The sequence below is a fragment of the Fibrobacter sp. UWH4 genome (genome assembly GCF_900142475.1).
Lineage (GTDB): Bacteria > Fibrobacterota > Fibrobacteria > Fibrobacterales > Fibrobacteraceae > Fibrobacter.
On sequence record NZ_FRAY01000002.1, the window covers coordinates 264,597 to 281,330 of the forward strand.

A 16,734-nucleotide genomic window follows, 5' to 3' on the forward strand; every position below is an offset into this window, starting at 1 on the left:
CAAAAAAACACCCTGCTTTTAAAAACACTCTGTTTTAAATATACATTCAACTTCAGCAGAAAGTACATCGTGACTCACAATTATTGTCCATTTCCCCAATTTTTTCGCCGCATCTAGATAGGCAACAAGCAACGGTTCCCTGTCGTCCAGCGATACCGAGGCAAACGGTTCATCCAAGAGCACCGTCGAAGCCGCCGAGGCTAGCGCCCATAGCAAAGCCACCCGCGCCCGCTCGCCCCCGGACAGCCCCGGTTTTTCAAGCAACGGAGCAGTCCCCGCCGCAGTCATAAACTTTTCGAGAACAATCAATTTATCCTTTTCATCCGCCTTTAACCGATTCATCAAACGCAAAAGCATCCACCGAGGCGGAAGTTCCAAATCCTGCGCCACGAAAAAAACATCGCGGGGAGCAGACACCTTGGCCGAGTTCCACCGCTCAAGCCCCGCCAGCAAGCGTAAAAAAGTAGACTTGCCGACACCGTTCCTGCCCCGGACAAGCACAGGCTTTTCACGAGACCAGCGGACTTCAAGGTCACTAAACACGTCTTGATCCGCCCCCTCGTAACGGAAACGCCCATCGCGGACCATGACTTCATCTCCCGCAGGCATCACAGAAACGAAGCCTCTTGCAGGAACGCTCCCCTCAACTCCGAGCGATTCAAATTTTTCCAGGATATCCAGCGCGCTCATCGCCGCACGGAACTGCGGCATAACTCTAGCACACTCCTTGACCGGCTTGTAGCAAAGCAAAACCGCCGAAGCAAAGAGGACGAGCCCCGAAGCATCCATGTAACCGCGCCCCATCAGGAGTGCGCAGAAGGCAAGAACAAACACCATCGCGGTAACCGAGACCGTTTCGGCCCATAGCGAAAGTTGCGATTTCTTGATTGCCGCCGAAGCCCCTTCGTCTCGCATACGACGTACACACTTCAGCAGTCCATCCGAAATGCCGCTCCGTTCATCGCGACTACTCCACTGCCTAAACAGCCGCCGGGCAAGCGTCAGGTCTCCCCGAAAATCGGAACGCAGACGCATCAGGGATTCCTCGGCAGGACCGAGCCTGTGCAATCTCCGCTGCAGTAACGCCACGAAGGGAACGATCACCACAAAAAGAAACAACGTCAGCGGCCACGAAATGTAGAACAGCACCGGCAAAAACACCATCAGCTGGAGCACTGCCTGCACCGCCTGAAAAAAGACACCGCCGTTATTCTGCAACACGACAGTCGCCTCGTAAGCAGATTCAACCTCGCGCTCCCCCTTCGGCGTATGGAATACCCTCGGAGGCAAACTACGCAGTCGGTGCAGGAAGAAAGCCTGCACCCGCGACGACACCCCGTAAAGCCAATTTTCCGAAATTCTTGACTTGCCCAACAGAAAAAAAAGTCGCAGTAGCGCAAGCGCGACCATCCCGGCGAGCCAAGCCAGCAACGGGATATCCGTTTTGCCCCCGATAATCTCGATGAAGGAGCGCACACCACACAATACCCCCGCATCGGCGGCACTTGCAAGAATAGCCACCGGTAAAAAGCGGGCGATACCCCCCTTAAGGGACTTTTTTAGCCATTTCTTCAAAGTCACGAAGAAAAATTAACTTTTTTCATCAACCACCCTTGACGGATTTTAAATATTAACCTATATTTGGCCCTACTAAACGCCCCTATCGTCTAGTGGCCCAGGACTCGGGATTTTCATTCCCGCAACAGCGGTTCGAAACCGCTTGGGGGTATAAAAGATGCTTCGTTAGAAGCATCTTTTTTTTATACTTCCAAGCCAACCCGATCCCTCTTTTTTTCACAAAAATACCCTTGACGAAATCAAAAACTTTCTTATATTTGGTCTCACAAATCGCCCCTATCGTCTAGTGGCCCAGGACTCGGGATTTTCATTCCCGCAACAGCGGTTCGAAACCGCTTGGGGGTATAAAAGATGCTTCGTTAGAAGCATCTTTTTTTTATACTTCCAAGCCAACCGCGTCAAAGGGTATAAGGAACTCATCTAAGGATGAGTTCTTTTTTTATACCCTCAAGCCAACCGGCTCCACCCATTCCTACATACCTACGGTACAGCCAAGGGCACTCAGCACATACGTCTCGCTTTCGCCCATACGGTAAAAGGGCAGCAACGTTTCGTCATCCACCATCGAACCGTCAAATCCATTCAGCTGGAGCTGTTCATCGATACGGCGCTTGAACGAGGAAAATCCCGAATTCCAGAGATTGCATTTTTCCGGTTCCACCGCATAACTGGCGCTTTTATAATCATGCTTATACGACATATTTACCTCTTTTCTAAAAAAGCACACAAACAAACAAGTGCTTTTCCGTTCAGTGATAAATATAGGTATATTCAGATGTCAAAAGATGACATTTTCATTCTATGACAGTAGCCGTCACAGTGGCATGCCCCACCTTGTCTAGACCAATCTTCTTGCCCGCGGCAACACTCAGGTCCAAAATTCGGTCACCCACATAAGGGCCACGATCATTGACGCGGACTTCAACACTTTCGCCATTGTCCTTGCGAACCACCTTCAGCTTGGTACCAAACGGTAGCGTCTTATGGGCACAGGTATAATCATCCTGGTCAAAAATTTCACCACTGGCGGTCTGCTTACCATCGAAACCGGGGCCATAGTAGCTAGCCTCGCCTTCAATTTTAGTCCCGATTTCAGCTTTTTCACCCGAAGCATAATGTTTGCCCGGAAATCGCACATACCCCTTACGCGAGGCAATCTTTGCGTTTGCAGCGGCACATCCAGACAACAGCATGGCGGCAGACAACACCGCAACAACGGCAAGTTTTCCCTTACTCAAAATCATACATGCTGTTGTAGGTGTTTTCAAGGATTTCATCTTCCTTGCTCTTGACTTCAGCCTGTTTTTCTTCGGGAGCCTTGTTCAACGCTTCATAGTACTGCGCCGACTGTTTGTTGATATGTTCCTCGCTGGACTTCACTCGTTTTCTCAAGCGTTCCAGATCCTTATCCGACATCGTCAAGCGGGAATTCATCATTTTTGCCGCCTGTTTTCCCCACGGAGTCTGACCATACTGGTCACGGAGTTGCTTGTAGGTAGCAAAGGCGCTGTCAACACGTTCAGGATTCATCTGGAAATAGATTGCCTTCATGTAAAGCGCCTGTATTCCAGCCTGGGTTTCCGGGAATTCCCGATACAAACTATCAAAGTACACGAAGGCGTGCGTATATGCGGAATCCACCAATTCCATCTGATCCAAAGGCATTTCTGAGGCGACCGTCCAAAGGCTTTCCGCTTCCATGTAGCGGTCCTTCGCAACATCTTCGCGCGTCTTCAAGGTTACCCGCATGCCGAGGTTCGCCTGCGCCTGCTTGGCATATTCGGTGTCCGGGTACTTTTCGATAATTTCCTTGTAGATTTCTTCGGCAGCATCGGGATCGTGCAGATATTCGTCGTAGACAAAAGCCTTCGCATAAATAGCGCGCAAGACCTTGGCGCTGTCCCCGGATTCCTTGATTACGTTATCGAGGCGCGTAATGGCGCTATCCACCTCAGATAACTTGAACAGGAACAATTCCGCTATCAGGAACTCGGACCGGAAAAAATTATCCACATTGGGAATGGAATCCTTGCGTTCCTTATCATTCTGGTTGCGCATGGCGATCAGACGCTTCAACGCATCACGGCGTTCACGGCTTTCCTGACCCCACTTACAGATCGTGCGAGAAATAAAGCTGCTGTCGTAATAGACGACCGCCTTGTCGTAATCAATTTTTTGGTGCTGTTCGTAATCTCCTAGGCAGAAATAACTTCGAGACGCCACTTCGGTACGCGGATACTCCGTATTCACCTTCTGCAAGATGACAATCGCATCGGCATGTCGACCGGCGAGCATCGTCAGTTCTCCGATACGCACCAGGTAATCCGGCTGTTTGGATTCATAATCGGGATTCTTGTAAAGTTCCTTGTATTCATCCGCCGCCTGCAGATACTCCTTACGGTTCACAAGGCATTCCGCGGCCTGCTCCCCCGCCGTCTGCTGTTCTCGCGGATTCAGTTCCTTGATTTCCTTGGCCGTATAATGCTCTCGGGACTTGTCCCAGTTTTCTTTCTTGAAATAAAGCCCGGCAAGTCTAAAGTGAGCCTTGCCCCGCATAAAAGGAGTTCCCGCCGTATCGGCAAGCAAGGCTTCCAAAGAAGCAATCGCCTGATCCGGAGCCTCGGACTGTTCGTCCAAAAGCGAGAGTAGGTTCAGTCCCTGGAAATAATAAGGATGTTCCTTGGACGCCACCACCGGTTCCAATGCAAATCGGCTAATGTTATACTCATGGTTCCTATACAGACAGTAGGCCCGCTGATATTCCACTGCCTTCATTGAATCATGGTCGGCAAAGTAGCGTTCAAATTCATCGTACTTGGTAATCGCCTTGCCCCACTCATGCTTGTGGCGGAACGACTCTCCAATCAAAAAAACCGCTTCGGCAGTACGTTTCTTGTTGTCAGGGAAACGTTCCAAGACTCGGGAGCCCTTCTCGATAATCTTGTCGTATTTTTGGCGTTCCTCGGTTCCGGGCAGGGAATTTTCACTATCGGAAATACTGTCCAGTCGGGCGGCGCGCATTTCACCGGCCTGCTCATCCAACCGTTCCGCATTGAACATGTGATTCAAGTAGGCACAGCAGGTACACCCCTCAAATACGAGGGCAACAATAGCTAATGCCAGAAAACGGAACATCATAGTGTAAAGATACAAAAAAAGAGTTTAGAACTTAGAGCTTAGAACCTAGAATTTAGAGCATAGATATATTCTGCTAAGTTCTAAGAGCGAAGCGGTATAAGCTCGACCAACTAAAATCTAGAACTCATTCAGGTATTTCGTGTAATCGCAGAGCTTGAGTCCCGCCGGGAGCACGCTCTTGTCGAAACGCACCATGCGCACTTCGGCCGGTTTTCCGACCACGCGGGCAAGCATCTCGAAGTTGTCCTGGGTTTCCCAGACGGCGGCATCCAAAACGATACCATCGCCGCAATCCGTTTCACCCGTACTATTGCCTATGCCGGAAATTCTCGAATTCTGCTTGAGCAGCCTCGTATAAATTTCAGGAGCCATCCCCATATGATTCGAAGAAGAGGTCGAATCGTAAACCACCACATGAACTTCGCGGAAATGGCTGAGGGAATCAAAGATGACTGTATAAGTATGCATGTAGGGCGCAATGTAGAACGATTCCTGCCAGACATTGTTGGCTACAGGCCTGAAATTGCCGATGGAATACTTCTTGAAGAATTCACGCGGAGTCGCCCCATAACGAACAACATAATGACCAAGCATCGTCGTAAAGTCATGCGTCGTCGCAGGTTCAATGGATTCGCGCAAACTGTCGACCGCACGGTTCAAGTTCGCCGTCAGGCCATCCCCCTTTGAAATCGGAGCGGGTCTCGTGACATTTGCTTCCTGGATACGCTGCTGGATATCAGGATATTCAGGATCCACCTTCTGAATGTCCTGGAACTGAGAACGGGCACGATCAAACTGGCGTCCCTTCAAGTAAGCGCGTCCAAGAGCTTCTTTCAAGGGCAAATTTTCCGGATACTTTTCGACCAGCGGCTCCAGGATGTCGCATGCTGTCTGCGCACGGTCCTGCGGAGAAAGGACTACACCAGAACCGGAACCCGGAGGAGACTTTTCGCCCAAGGTCGATATGGCTTCGCGAGCCTGGACAAAATCGGGATTAAACGCAAGAATGCGCTGGTAAAGTTTCTCCGCCGCATCAAAATGCCCCTGGTATTCATTCAGGTATCCCTGCAACAATAGCAGGTTTGCATTGACCGGAAACTGAGAAAGGGCGTATTCCACCAAGGCAGAGCAACTGTCCAACTGGCCACTGCGGCGGTACAGTTCCGCCAGCAATTCATAGGCTCTCGGCTCGTCCCCGTTCGAAAGGCTCACGACCGTCTTCAGTTCGTTCGTCGCCTGGATCGAGCGGCCGCCGTCCATCAGCAGGCGGCCATACCACAACCTCGTCTGGTAAAAGGCGGGAGCCTTTTCCGATGCAATTCGCGCCAATTCCAATGCTGCCGTGGAGTTTCCCTCTCTATAAATCTTGCAACTTTCCAAATAGGCCGACAGGCCAGAACCGGGGTAACGCCCCTGAAGTTTTTCAGTGAGTAGAGAAAGACGGTCCTGTTGCAGGCTCGAAAGCGAATCAAGTTCGAACAAAGTATTCAACTGTCCCAGGAGGGCAGGCAGCAAATCCGGATACAGCACCACGATTCCATCGTAGATGTCATAAGCGGAACTATAGGCGCCCGAACGGAACAGTTCCATCGCACGGCGAAGTTCCGTCTGCACCTGGGCAGGCACGGTGGCCAGGGCCTCGGTCATATCGGGAGTATCGCCACGGATGACCGTCGATCCGGCTGGCAGACCATAAGGGTCTCCCCCCACTACAATCTTGTTGGGACCGTGAACATCATAAAGGCGAAAGCCCACAAAAGCAAGCAATGCCCCACAACACAAAGCCAAAAAGAGGTATGCCGCCCTACGGGCCGCCGAAGACGAATTCGTCATTATTTTTCCAAAAAATCAGCCAGTTTTTCTTTATGTTCTTTACTCTTCTGCAAACGGCGGAGCGTCTTGTTCTTAATCTGGCGCACACGTTCACGGCTGAGTTTCAAGTCTTCGCCAATGTCCTTGAGCGTGGTATCTTCCACGGTATCCAGTCCATAGAACATACGAAGGATTTCTTCTTCGCGCTGCGGAAGAGCCGACAAAGTTTCCTGGATGAGCTTACGGCGTTCATCCTTTTCCATGTCCTCGTCCTGGTTTCCATCGGAACCAAGAACATCCATCAGGGTGCTGACCGTATCGCCGTTTCCAGAGACATTCGTCGAATCGCCAATGGGAGCGTCGAGCGAAATGTCCACGATCTTTTCCATGACCTCGACAATGTCCTTTTCGAATGGAGCGAATTCGTCCATCGCTATGGTACGATCGTAGTCACCGTCGTTCTGCATCAAGGCTCGCTTGAAGCGGTTGACCAGGGCAAGTTTGTTGGGAGGAATCCGGACCGCCCCCACCTGTTCAAACAACGCCTTCTGGATCGACTGGCGAATCCACCACACGGCATAGGAGATAAACTTGACGTCTTTACCCATGTCAAAGCGTTTTGCCGCCTTGAACAAGCCGATATTTCCTTCATTGATCAAATCCAACAAAGAAAGTCCACGGCCCTGGTACTTACGCGCAACACTCACGACAAAGCGGAGGTTGCCTCGAATCAGGCGCTGTAAGGCCGACTTGCGAATCTCTTCCGACTGTTCACTCTTGATAATCGCAAGAAGAGCCTCCTCTTCCTGAGGACTCAGGGTAGGAAACCTGTTCAGGTCCCTGAAATAAAGCGCTTCGTTTGCATCACTCATAGAAACACATACCTTCGATCCTTCAAGGAACATTTCCAAGAAGACAATCCAAATATGTCTTTTTACTTTATTTTCGTCAAGTTATACAACTTGTCGTAAGGGTAAATTCCTGAATTGTGTCCGTCATCAAACGAAAGGCCCGCTGCATAGCGACCGATAGACTGCACACGGACAAGCTTGATATCCGCCGATACAGAAGAATCGTCCAGCAACTTTTCGCCCGTATGTTCATCGACGCACAACGCACAGGGACACGCAAGTCTCAAGTCGCGAATGGCGCACGCACCACGCGTACCATCGTTCCATTCAAATCCGAGACGGCCATCCTTTGTCCTAAATACTTTCTTGGGCTGGATCATACATCCTCCTCGGGAAGTTCTGCAAATTCATAATTGAATGTCTTGAGCACTCCATCGCCTTCGGTCTTGAATACCGAGAGTGTACGCACCATGACATCGGCCGCCTGCATGAACGATTTTGCCGATTCCGAATTCGGGTAACGGAGTACTGCAGGTATTCCCTGGTCACCGCAATCGGCAACGGCAGGTTCGAGAGGCACCTTCGCAATCACCGGGACGCCCCAGCTTTTCGCGATGCGGTCACCACCACCTTCACGGAAAATATGATGCGCCTTGCCGCACTGGTCGCAAATAAAGTAACTCATGTTTTCGACGACGCCTACCACGGGTACCCCCACGGAATCGAACATAGCAAGGCCCTTGCGGCAGTCAGCGAGGGCAACTTCCTGCGGAGTCGTCACCACCACGGCACCGGCCATCGGGCAGTTCTGCGTAAGCGTCAGTTGAATGTCGCCCGTTCCTGGAGGAAAGTCTACCAGCAGGTAATCAAGTTTGCCCCAGCGCACGTGGTGAATAAAATGCTGGATCATCTGCGAAACCATCGGACCGCGCCAGATGGTCGCCTTATCGCTATCAGCGAACATACACATACTGACAATGCTGATGCCGCCCTTTGCCTCGACCGGAGCAATCGTATTGTCCTCGAAAACCTCGGGAGCCTTGTCAATACCGAACATGAGTCCCATCGAAGGGCCGTAAATATCGGCATCCAGAATACCCACGCGGGCACCGGACAGGCTGAGCGCCATCGCGAGGTTCGCCGTCACAGTCGATTTACCGACACCCCCCTTGCCACTAGCAACCGCAACCACATGCGCCACATCGCCAATGTAAGAAACCTTCGGAGCCTGCGCCGCCGTATTGGTGTTATCCACACGACCTTGTGCGGTAAACGTCACCTGCACATCGGAAGCTCCGAGCGACTTTACGATTGCGATGCACTGGTCCTTGAACTTGTCGCGAATCGGGCAAGCCGGAGTTGTCAGGCGCAAATCAAAACTCACCTTGTCACCATCGATCTTTAAATTCTGGACAAAGTTCAGTTCGACAATATTCTTGTGCAGGTCGGGGTCTTGAACCGCCTGCAAGGATTTGAGAATCGTTTGTTCGTTCAGTTGCATAATATGTTTATGATCCTACATCGAGAATTTCGGCATACGGAGAAGGTGCGTCATACAAGGCGGCCATTCCTCTTCGTAATGGCTCACCAAGATAATCGTCGTCTCCTTCGAAAGAAGTTGCAACAAGTTGAATATCTTTTCGCGGTATTCGCCCTTGAGACCTTGCGTCGGTTCATCGAGCAGCAGAACCTTGGGAGGCCGAATCGCCGCACGCGCCATGAGAACAACGCGCTTATCGATCGGCGACAAACTACGGTAGCGAGCGTCAACATCATCGAAACCAAGATAATTGAGCCATTCCTTCGCCTTCGCACGTTCTTCCCAGGTGGTATTTTCCGCCTTGCAGAGATTCGACGTAAAGCCCGTACACAGCACCTCGGACAAGCTCAAGTCCTCGCGATACTGGAGAGCCAGTTCCGGCGAGAAGAATCCGAGTTCCGCCTTGTGTTCCCAGATATTCAGGCCATGCCCCGGGCGCTTTCCCAAAAGTGTGATATCGTTCTTGTAAATCTGGGGGTGGTCCGCCGTGAGCATGCCGAGGAGGGTACTCTTACCCGCCCCATTCTCGCCCATAACCGCCCAATGTTCGCCCTTACGGACAGTCCAGTTCAGATTCTTGAGCACATCGGTTTCGCCAAAGCGGACATTCACGTTCTTGAGATCGAAAAGGATTTCAGAAGAGGTTTGAGCGACGGGATCGCTCGCAAGCTCGCTTTGAGGTTTGAGCAAAACTATCTCGTAATCCTTGAGTTCGGCCTTCGTAAACTTCGGCTTCGCGACTTCTGTTGGCAATTCGCCTGCATACGGCGAGAAGGTCTTGTCGGCATAAACGAACGCAGGGATTTCTGGGAGCAGTTCATCTTCGCGGGCGAGGCGCACGGCCACCTTCAGGCCACTGCGTTTCGAAAGCTGAACCACGCTCGAAGCCAGATGCCGGCGGTATTCCGGGTCAAGTCCGCCAAACAGGTCGTTAAAGTAGACCCATTGCGGATTTTCCATCCACATGCGCGCCAACAGGACGCGGCGCAATTCCCCGTTCGAAAGGCTTAGAAGCTTACGGTCCAGGACTTCTTCGGACAAGTCGGCAATCTTTAGCGCCTCATCCAATTTATCGGGATCGGTCTCCGGCCACGCCATGTCGTCGATATAACGGTCCGTCTGCAAGAAAAACTTCTTTTTCAGCAGGAGATGACGAACCAGCGGAGCTTCTTCATCGTGCAGGCTGATAAAGCGCTGCTGGAAAAACGGAGCTAGCGCATGCTGAATTTTACGCTGCATCGCTTCCGACATCGTGGAGACATTCTTCTGTTGGTTCAAAAAATGGGTAATGACCCGGTCCAGGTCCTCGCCCTCGGTGCTAAAAATCTGCACCTGCGGGAACATTTCGATCAAGGCCTCAAAACGCTTAAATTCCATGTCCATAAAGATAGAAAAGTGAGCCTAAACTTGGCAAAGAAACAATTTTTTCTACATTTAGCCCCGTAAAACAGAAAGGTTAAAACCATGGATATTCCCGAATCCTCGAATTTTGTACAGGACATTATCGTTAACGACCTCAAGACGGGCAAGCGCAAGAGCGTGCACACCCGTTTTCCGCCCGAACCGAACGGTTACATCCACATCGGACACGCCAAGTCCATCTGCCTGAATTTCGGTACGGCAAACAAGTATAAGGACTTCGGCGGCATCACGAACCTCCGTTTCGACGACACGAACCCCACTAAAGAAGACGTGGAATACGTGGATTCCATCCGTGAAGACGTGAAGTGGCTCGGCTTTGAATGGAAGGGCGGCGAATACTTCGCGAGCGACTACTACGACCAGATTTACGCCTTTGCCGAAAAACTGATTGAAATGGGCAAGGCCTATGTAGAAGACCTGACCCGCGACGAGATGCAGGAATACCGCGGCAACGATGCCGGTAAGCCGAGCCGCCCGAGCCCTTACCGCGACCGCAGCGTCGAAGAGAACATGAAGCTCTTCCGTGAAATGCGCGACGGCAAGTATGCCGACGGCGAAAAGTGCCTGCGCGCGAAGGTGGACCTTTCGAGCCCGAACATGAACATGCGCGATCCGGTCATTTACCGTATTAAGCACTGCACCCACCACCGCACCGGTGACAAGTGGTGCATCTACCCGATGTACGACTTTGCTCACCCGCTCAGCGACTGGATCGAAGGCATTACCCACTCCATCTGTACGCTGGAATTCGAAGCCCACCGCCCGCTGTACGACTGGTTCCTGATTGAACTGGGTCTGGACAATCGCCCGCAGCAGATTGAATTTGCCCGCCTGAACCTGACCTACACCATGATGAGCAAGCGTAAGCTCCTGGAACTGGTGCAGACGAAGGCCGTAATGGGCTGGAACGACCCGCGTATGCCGACGGTCTGCGGTTACCGCCGCCGCGGATTTACCCCGAGTTCCATCCGCGAATTTTGCGACCGCATCGGCGTGTCGAAGGCCGACTCCATGGTCGATGTGAACCTGCTCTACTTCTGCATCCGCGAAGAATTGAACCAGACCGCGAACCGCGTGATGGCCGTGATTGATCCGGTCAAGCTCGTGATTGACAACTGGGAAGCGGGCAAGGTCGAAATGATTGAAGTCGAGAACAACCCGAACGACCCGAATGCAGGTACGCGCCAGGTTCCGTTCAGCGGCGAACTCTACATCGAAGCCGACGACTTTATGGAAGAACCGCCGAAGAAGTACTTCCGCTTGAAGCCGGAAGGCGAAGTCCGCCTGAAGGGCGCTTACTTCGTGACCTGCAAGAGCGTTGAAAAGGACGCCGACGGCAAGGTGAAGGTGATTCACTGCGTTTACGACCCGCTGAGCAAGGGTGGCGAAACGCCTGACGGCCGTAAGGTCAAGGGCACCATCCACTGGGTTTCCGCCGCTCACGCCGTGGATGCCGAAGTGCGCCTGATCGACAACCTGTTCACGCTCGAAGACCCCTCGGCAGTTCCCGAAGGCGAAGACTGGCACGACTACCTGAACCCGGAATCCATGGTCATTAAGCAGGCCAAGGTGGAACCGAGCCTTGCAAACGCAAAACTCGAAGACCGCTTCCAGTTTATGCGCCAGGGTTACTTCTGCCTCGACAGCGAAGATTCCAAGCCGGGCCACCTGGTGTTCAACAGAACGGTGGGCTTGAAGGATAGTTTCAATCCGACAAAATAATGTGAGGTGAGAGATGTGAAAGGCGAGGTTAAACGATCCTCATTTCACATTCCACATTACATTTCGAGTTTAGAAAATATTTTAGACAAATTAAAATTCAACATCCTAGAGACTTTTCTGGGGTGTTTTTTCATATTTATCGCCTTTTTTTTACAATTTTTCATTTTTAATTATTCGTTTTTGATTTAAAAAGCTACATTCAATACGCTAAAGCATTCGAGGCGCTTATGGAAAACGCAAAAAAGACCATCAACCTGTTCCTGAAGAACAAGTATAGTCCGAACGAACTCAAAGCCGAGCTCTACAAGGCGGGTGTCGCCGCTATGGAAGAAGGCTGGACCTTCATGGACGCCAGTTTCCAGCTCGGCGGCAAGGCCCGCGACGACGGCATGGACGGCGAAGAGGTCGAACAGACTCTTCGCCGCGCGTTCTCCGCCGAAAAGCGCTCCTCGGAACGCCCCGAAGAAAAACCCGCACCAGCGGCGCAGAACGCGGCACCGTCTGCGGAGGGGTTCCCTGCACAGCCCCAGACCACCGCCCCTCCGCAGACGGTGGCCATGCCGATTATCAACCCCCTTTCGGCCGGTATGATTTCCATGGAGCAGATGCTTGCCATGGGCCTCGACACACAGTCCCTGGAACTGTTGCAGAACTTCAAGATTGACCCCGAAGCGCTCTCCATTCCCTGGCCCGCCGCAGACTGGCGCAAGGACCTCGCCAAACTTTTGGAAGCCACCTTCGACCCCGACGAGACAATCGCATTCAAGGTATCGAACACCCCCGAAAGCAGCGAGGAACTCGTCTCGAACATCATCGGGCAGGACGACTCCATCAAGAAAATCATGAAGAGCCTCGACAGCCCCGAAGGCGCCCTTCTCTGCATCAACGCCGTCAAGGGCGGCGAAGACGCCTCGGACGAATCCTGGCACTACCGCTACGTGGTGGTAGACAATCCCAAGATGTCCTTGGCCAAGCAGCTCGCCTACTACAAGGCTCTTAACCTCCCCTGCGCCGCCCTCGTGAACACGGGCGCGAACTCCGTGCAGGCGTGGGTCAAGATTTTTGCAAACGACGAAGAGGAATACAACGAACGCGTAGACTTCCTTTTCAAGACACTCGACTCCCAGGGATTCAAGGTCGACCCGAGCAACCGAAACGCCCACATGATGGTGCGTATGCCCGGCGTTCTCCGTGGCGGAAAACAACAGTACCTAATTGGCCTTGAACAAGGCGCCAAGAACTTCAAGGAATGGCAGGAATGGGTGGAATATTCCCTGGACGGCAAGCCGCTCATCGAACTTGCAAGCGATACCGAGGAAGCCCCCAAGAAAGACCAGACCATCGTCGAGAATATGCTCCGCGCAGGAGAATTTTTCCTGTTCACGGCACCACCGAAGAGCGGAAAGTCCCTTGCACTCATGGACCTCGGCCTTTCCATCTGTTACGGTGAGGACTGGTTCGGCAACGCCACTTCTTCGAGCGATGTGCTATTCATCAATTTCGAATTCACCAAGTCCGTATTCCTGAACCGCCTTTACCTGCTGGGCGCCAAGCGCAACCTGAACGCGAGCTCCCCCAAGTTCGGCTTCCTGAACCTGCGCGGAACGGCACTTTCGCCGATTGAAACCGCACAACTGATCGCAAAACGTATTCAAGGTGCCAAGCGACTGGAAAACCACGACTATCGAGTCGTCGTCATCGACCCGATTTCCGCCGTGCTTCACAACCCCAAGTCCACCCGACTGAACGGGGCTCCGCACCAGATTCTGATGCAGATGATCGATACCATTATCGCCCTGACAGGCTGCGCAGTCGTGTCGTCCTGTAACCTCGATGAATATCCTTACCTGGAATCGAGAGCGGACTCCGTCATTAAGCTGTTGCCCGTCGAAGGTAGCCTGAACCTGTACCAGATTAACGGAAACTTCCGCGAGTTCCCGAAAACTCTTGCACGCGAATGTTCGTGGATTTACCCGAGATTCCTTGTTTAATTCAGAATTCGGATTTCGGAATTACTCAAGTAGGAAGTTGCCTAGCCACGAATGAGTCGTCCTGAGCAAAGGGCTATGCCCGAAGTCGAAGGATCCAAAGATAAAGTAAAAGTAAAGAATTAAAAATGAAGAACAATTTTAGAAGTACAAACAATCGCGCACGCGGAAATTCCGTACGTCGCGGCAAGGAACAAACGGAAGCACCGAAAGCCGAAAAGCCGGTGAAGCCGGTCGTACGCACGATTCCGACTTTCGACGACATCAAGAAACAACTTGAAGCCTGGGCAGAAACGAACCGCATTCCCGGAAAGATCCAAGCCTGGTACACGGCCGAAACCCTTCCCGAACACTCAGACTGGCGCATTATCAAGACCTACCGCGGCAAGCAGGAATCACTTACGATAGATGCACCCGCCCGCGACATGAAGGCTCCGGAACTTGTCACTCGTGTCTTTGAACAACTCAAGAAAGAACACCTGCATATCTTTAGCAAGGCGCTCCGCGAAATCTGGTTCCGTGCCGTAGGCGACGGCAACTACGCCCTGCTCGTCCAGGTCAACCTCAAGGGAAAAATTTCCGCTCACGGCTACAAGACTTTCGTTGAATTTATCCAGAGGAATTTCCCCGAAGTCATCAGCTGCCATCACATCCAGTGCCTGCCGGACCAGCCGTTTGACCCCGCCGGAACAACGCCCATGAAGGTCGAGGCAAAATGCGCCTTCGGTAGCGACTTCATGCCGATTGGAGATTCCGGTATCAGCATGCACGTCTTGGACTGGGCCCCCCGCATGCGCGATTCCTGGCTTGGACTTCCCGGACGTATCGAAAAGGCGATCCACCCCAACCGCGAAGACTGTTTCTTTGAATTCTACTCCGGCAGTTCCTTCGTCAGCGCCTCGCTCGCTAATTTATTCAAAAAAGTCGTATCGATGGACTGTCGCGAATACGCTATGCAGTCTTCGCGACTGAACGCCCGCAACGCCATCGACGAAAACATGAAATTCATCCGCAGCCACGTGGACCAGGAATTCTTCGGCAAGTTCTTCGCCAAAGACGAAAACGAAGGCCGGTGGACATTCTATTTCAACCTGCCCGGCGATGAACCGCTCGCCCAGGGAGTCGCCCAGGCGGCTGCGCTTTCGAGACCCGAAAGAATTTTGCTGCAGACCTCCAACCTCGAGGTTGCCGCACGCACCATCAAACAGTTCCGCAACGAGAACTACATGCTCCGCAAGAGCATCCCGCTTTACCTGGAACCCGGTAGCGGCAAGTTCGAAGTGCTGTTCCTTTTCGTGCCTGACCGCGCTGGTATTTTAGGCCAGAATCCGGTGCAGAAGTCCCGTTCCCGCAACGTCCAGCGCCCCCAGGAGCGCATCTCTAGGCAAAAAACAAGCGAAATTCCGCATTTTAGCCAGGGTAGCCCGACTTTCAGGCAAAGAAAAGGTTAAATTATTGACGTAATCAGCCTGTAAAGGATTATTATGCGATTTTTAAAGTGTGCATCCATCTGTCTTGGACTTTCCGCCTTGTTGGCATCCGCCTACATCGTCAAGGAAGGAGATACCCTCTGGGACCTGAGTGACGAATTCCTTAAGGACCCCTTTGCCTGGCCGGACCTTTGGGAAAATAACCGCCACATCCAGGACCCGCATTGGATTTATCCGGGCGATTCCATCTATCTGGGAGATAGCATCCAAGAAGGGAACGGGAACGTTATCGCGGTCGAAAAGACCAAGTATCCCTGTAACGCAGCCATTTCGGATTCAGCACTCCCCAAGGGCAAAGGCTATTATGTAAAGAACGCCGGTTGCGACGAGAACGACGAACGCAACGCCGAATTCGAGAACCTCCTCGGCAACCTTCGCGACAAGGACAAGAAGAGCCAAAAGAAACGCAAGCCGGAAGACTCCTATTATTACCAGCAGCGTCCGGCTCCGAAGATTTTCAACGGTTACTACCAGTTGCACGCCCCCGAAATCTACACGCTGGATTCCCTCAAGAAAGACGAGCGCTTCATTTCGATCCGCTCCGGCGAAAAGAAGGAACCCATTATCCACATGCCCGAAAACGAAGTCGTTGTCGGCGTGGGTAAAAAGACCAACAGCAAGCTCAAGAGAGGCGACCTCGTCGAAATCATCGACGCAAAACCCATTAACGTTCCTGCAACAAACGGAACCGATTTTACCAAGTACGCCCTGCTCCGCCTGAGCGGCATTGCCAAGATTACCGCCATCGGCGATACGCTTTCCCGAGCCAAGGTCGTGACGGCCTTCCGCGAAATCAAGATTAACCAATCCAAGGCTAGAATGAAACAGCCACTACAGGCCATCAACGTTTCGGGTTACACCCCCGACAGCGTGGCCAGGATGGATTCCCTTGCCAGGATCCGTTACGCCATGGATCCCATGTTGCTGATCGGAGCCTACTCCTATGTCCTGATCGACAAGGGTTCTGCCCAGGCCTACAACACCGGTGACGGCGTTGCCATTTGGGCAGAAGACCACTCCGATGCGACCCTTCCGCCCCGCCTCCTCGGACGCGGCCTGATCGTCAGGGCGACCAAAAACGAGTCGTCCGTCTTGATTCGCGAGCTTTACTCCAATAGCCGCCATATCGAAATCGGTCACAAGGTGTCGGTCACCCACCGAGCCCAAATCGTAAAGTAGGCAAACGGACCGGC

At 52.3% G+C, this 16,734-nt stretch carries 13 protein-coding genes and 2 tRNA genes; 6 read left to right on the top strand and 9 right to left on the bottom strand.

The genetic code is table 11. The features are described from left to right. Nucleotides 1-18: 18 nt before the first annotated feature. Nucleotides 19-1,581 (bottom strand): ABC transporter ATP-binding protein, encoded by a 1,563-nt coding sequence (locus BUA93_RS03965; RefSeq protein ID WP_139257743.1) that lies wholly within the window; start codon nucleotides 1,579-1,581, stop codon nucleotides 19-21. Nucleotides 1,582-1,656: 75 nt separating this feature from the next. On the opposite strand from BUA93_RS03965, the gene BUA93_RS03970 reads away from it, so the two are divergent. Together BUA93_RS03970 and BUA93_RS03975 are read left to right on the top strand one after the other, a co-directional pair. Beyond that, nucleotides 1,657-1,729: transfer RNA gene (locus BUA93_RS03970), tRNA-Glu, on the top strand. Nucleotides 1,730-1,850: 121 nt separating this feature from the next. Next, nucleotides 1,851-1,923 (top strand) — tRNA-Glu (locus BUA93_RS03975). A gap of 127 nt (nucleotides 1,924-2,050) precedes the next feature. Here the strand turns inward: BUA93_RS03975 and BUA93_RS03980 are convergent. The 8 genes from BUA93_RS03980 to BUA93_RS04015 all read right to left on the bottom strand — a co-directional run bounded on the left by BUA93_RS03980 (nucleotide 2,051) and on the right by BUA93_RS04015 (nucleotide 10,296). Beyond that, nucleotides 2,051-2,278 carry a hypothetical protein gene (locus tag BUA93_RS03980; RefSeq protein ID WP_072977636.1) on the bottom strand — a complete coding sequence of 76 codons (228 nt, stop codon included), beginning with the start codon at nucleotides 2,276-2,278 and terminating at the stop codon, nucleotides 2,051-2,053. Nucleotides 2,279-2,372: 94 nt separating this feature from the next. Next, nucleotides 2,373-2,822 carry a septal ring lytic transglycosylase RlpA family protein gene (locus BUA93_RS03985; protein ID WP_072977637.1) on the bottom strand — a complete coding sequence of 150 codons (450 nt, stop codon included), beginning with the start codon at nucleotides 2,820-2,822 and terminating at the stop codon, nucleotides 2,373-2,375. Then, nucleotides 2,809-4,716 (bottom strand): tetratricopeptide repeat protein, encoded by a 1,908-nt coding sequence (locus tag BUA93_RS03990; protein WP_254793838.1) that lies wholly within the window; start codon nucleotides 4,714-4,716, stop codon nucleotides 2,809-2,811. The genes BUA93_RS03985 and BUA93_RS03990 overlap by 14 nt, the downstream gene beginning before the upstream one ends. A gap of 117 nt (nucleotides 4,717-4,833) precedes the next feature. Continuing rightward, nucleotides 4,834-6,549: a tetratricopeptide repeat protein gene (locus tag BUA93_RS03995; protein ID WP_072977638.1), complete on the bottom strand. Its 1,716-nt coding sequence runs from the start codon at nucleotides 6,547-6,549 to the stop codon at nucleotides 4,834-4,836. Continuing rightward, nucleotides 6,549-7,400 (bottom strand): sigma-70 family RNA polymerase sigma factor, encoded by an 852-nt coding sequence (locus BUA93_RS04000; RefSeq protein WP_072978091.1) that lies wholly within the window; start codon nucleotides 7,398-7,400, stop codon nucleotides 6,549-6,551. Before BUA93_RS04000 ends, BUA93_RS03995 begins: the two co-directional genes overlap by 1 nt. Before the next feature lie 62 nt (nucleotides 7,401-7,462). After that, nucleotides 7,463-7,759, bottom strand: coding sequence for a DUF971 domain-containing protein (locus BUA93_RS04005; RefSeq protein ID WP_072977639.1), 297 nt, complete (start codon nucleotides 7,757-7,759; stop codon nucleotides 7,463-7,465). Beyond that, nucleotides 7,756-8,880: an Mrp/NBP35 family ATP-binding protein gene (locus BUA93_RS04010; RefSeq protein WP_072977641.1), complete on the bottom strand. Its 1,125-nt coding sequence runs from the start codon at nucleotides 8,878-8,880 to the stop codon at nucleotides 7,756-7,758. Before BUA93_RS04010 ends, BUA93_RS04005 begins: the two co-directional genes overlap by 4 nt. Before the next feature lie 15 nt (nucleotides 8,881-8,895). Further along, entirely contained in the window at nucleotides 8,896-10,296 is a 1,401-nt protein-coding gene (locus BUA93_RS04015) for an ATP-binding cassette domain-containing protein (RefSeq protein WP_072978093.1), read from the bottom strand. An 87-nt stretch (nucleotides 10,297-10,383) separates the two neighbouring features. On the opposite strand from BUA93_RS04015, the gene BUA93_RS04020 reads away from it, so the two are divergent. From BUA93_RS04020 to BUA93_RS04035, 4 genes are all read left to right on the top strand, one after another. Continuing rightward, nucleotides 10,384-12,063: a glutamine--tRNA ligase/YqeY domain fusion protein gene (locus BUA93_RS04020; protein ID WP_072977642.1), complete on the top strand. Its 1,680-nt coding sequence runs from the start codon at nucleotides 10,384-10,386 to the stop codon at nucleotides 12,061-12,063. A gap of 227 nt (nucleotides 12,064-12,290) precedes the next feature. Beyond that, complete coding sequence (locus tag BUA93_RS04025; protein WP_072977644.1) at nucleotides 12,291-14,054, top strand: AAA family ATPase; 1,764 nt, start codon at nucleotides 12,291-12,293, stop codon at nucleotides 14,052-14,054. Between the two features lie 125 nt (nucleotides 14,055-14,179). Continuing rightward, nucleotides 14,180-15,502, top strand: a complete 1,323-nt coding sequence (locus BUA93_RS04030; protein ID WP_072977645.1) for a hypothetical protein — start codon at nucleotides 14,180-14,182, stop codon at nucleotides 15,500-15,502. 33 nt (nucleotides 15,503-15,535) lie between these two features. Beyond that, nucleotides 15,536-16,720, top strand: a complete 1,185-nt coding sequence (locus tag BUA93_RS04035) for a LysM peptidoglycan-binding domain-containing protein (RefSeq protein WP_072977647.1) — start codon at nucleotides 15,536-15,538, stop codon at nucleotides 16,718-16,720. Nucleotides 16,721-16,734 lie beyond the last annotated feature (14 nt).

Coding starts and splice junctions, on each gene's coding strand:
- BUA93_RS03980 (WP_072977636.1), bottom strand. CDS start 2,278: ATGTCGTATAAGCATGATTATAAAAGCGCCAGTTATGCGGTGGAACCG.
- BUA93_RS03985 (WP_072977637.1), bottom strand. CDS start 2,822: ATGATTTTGAGTAAGGGAAAACTTGCCGTTGTTGCGGTGTTGTCTGCC.
- BUA93_RS03990 (WP_254793838.1), bottom strand. CDS start 4,716: ATGATGTTCCGTTTTCTGGCATTAGCTATTGTTGCCCTCGTATTTGAG.
- BUA93_RS03995 (WP_072977638.1), bottom strand. CDS start 6,549: ATGACGAATTCGTCTTCGGCGGCCCGTAGGGCGGCATACCTCTTTTTG.
- BUA93_RS04000 (WP_072978091.1), bottom strand. CDS start 7,400: ATGAGTGATGCAAACGAAGCGCTTTATTTCAGGGACCTGAACAGGTTT.
- BUA93_RS04005 (WP_072977639.1), bottom strand. CDS start 7,759: ATGATCCAGCCCAAGAAAGTATTTAGGACAAAGGATGGCCGTCTCGGA.
- BUA93_RS04010 (WP_072977641.1), bottom strand. CDS start 8,880: ATGCAACTGAACGAACAAACGATTCTCAAATCCTTGCAGGCGGTTCAA.
- BUA93_RS04015 (WP_072978093.1), bottom strand. CDS start 10,296: ATGGAATTTAAGCGTTTTGAGGCCTTGATCGAAATGTTCCCGCAGGTG.
- BUA93_RS04020 (WP_072977642.1), top strand. CDS start 10,384: ATGGATATTCCCGAATCCTCGAATTTTGTACAGGACATTATCGTTAAC.
- BUA93_RS04025 (WP_072977644.1), top strand. CDS start 12,291: ATGGAAAACGCAAAAAAGACCATCAACCTGTTCCTGAAGAACAAGTAT.
- BUA93_RS04030 (WP_072977645.1), top strand. CDS start 14,180: ATGAAGAACAATTTTAGAAGTACAAACAATCGCGCACGCGGAAATTCC.
- BUA93_RS04035 (WP_072977647.1), top strand. CDS start 15,536: ATGCGATTTTTAAAGTGTGCATCCATCTGTCTTGGACTTTCCGCCTTG.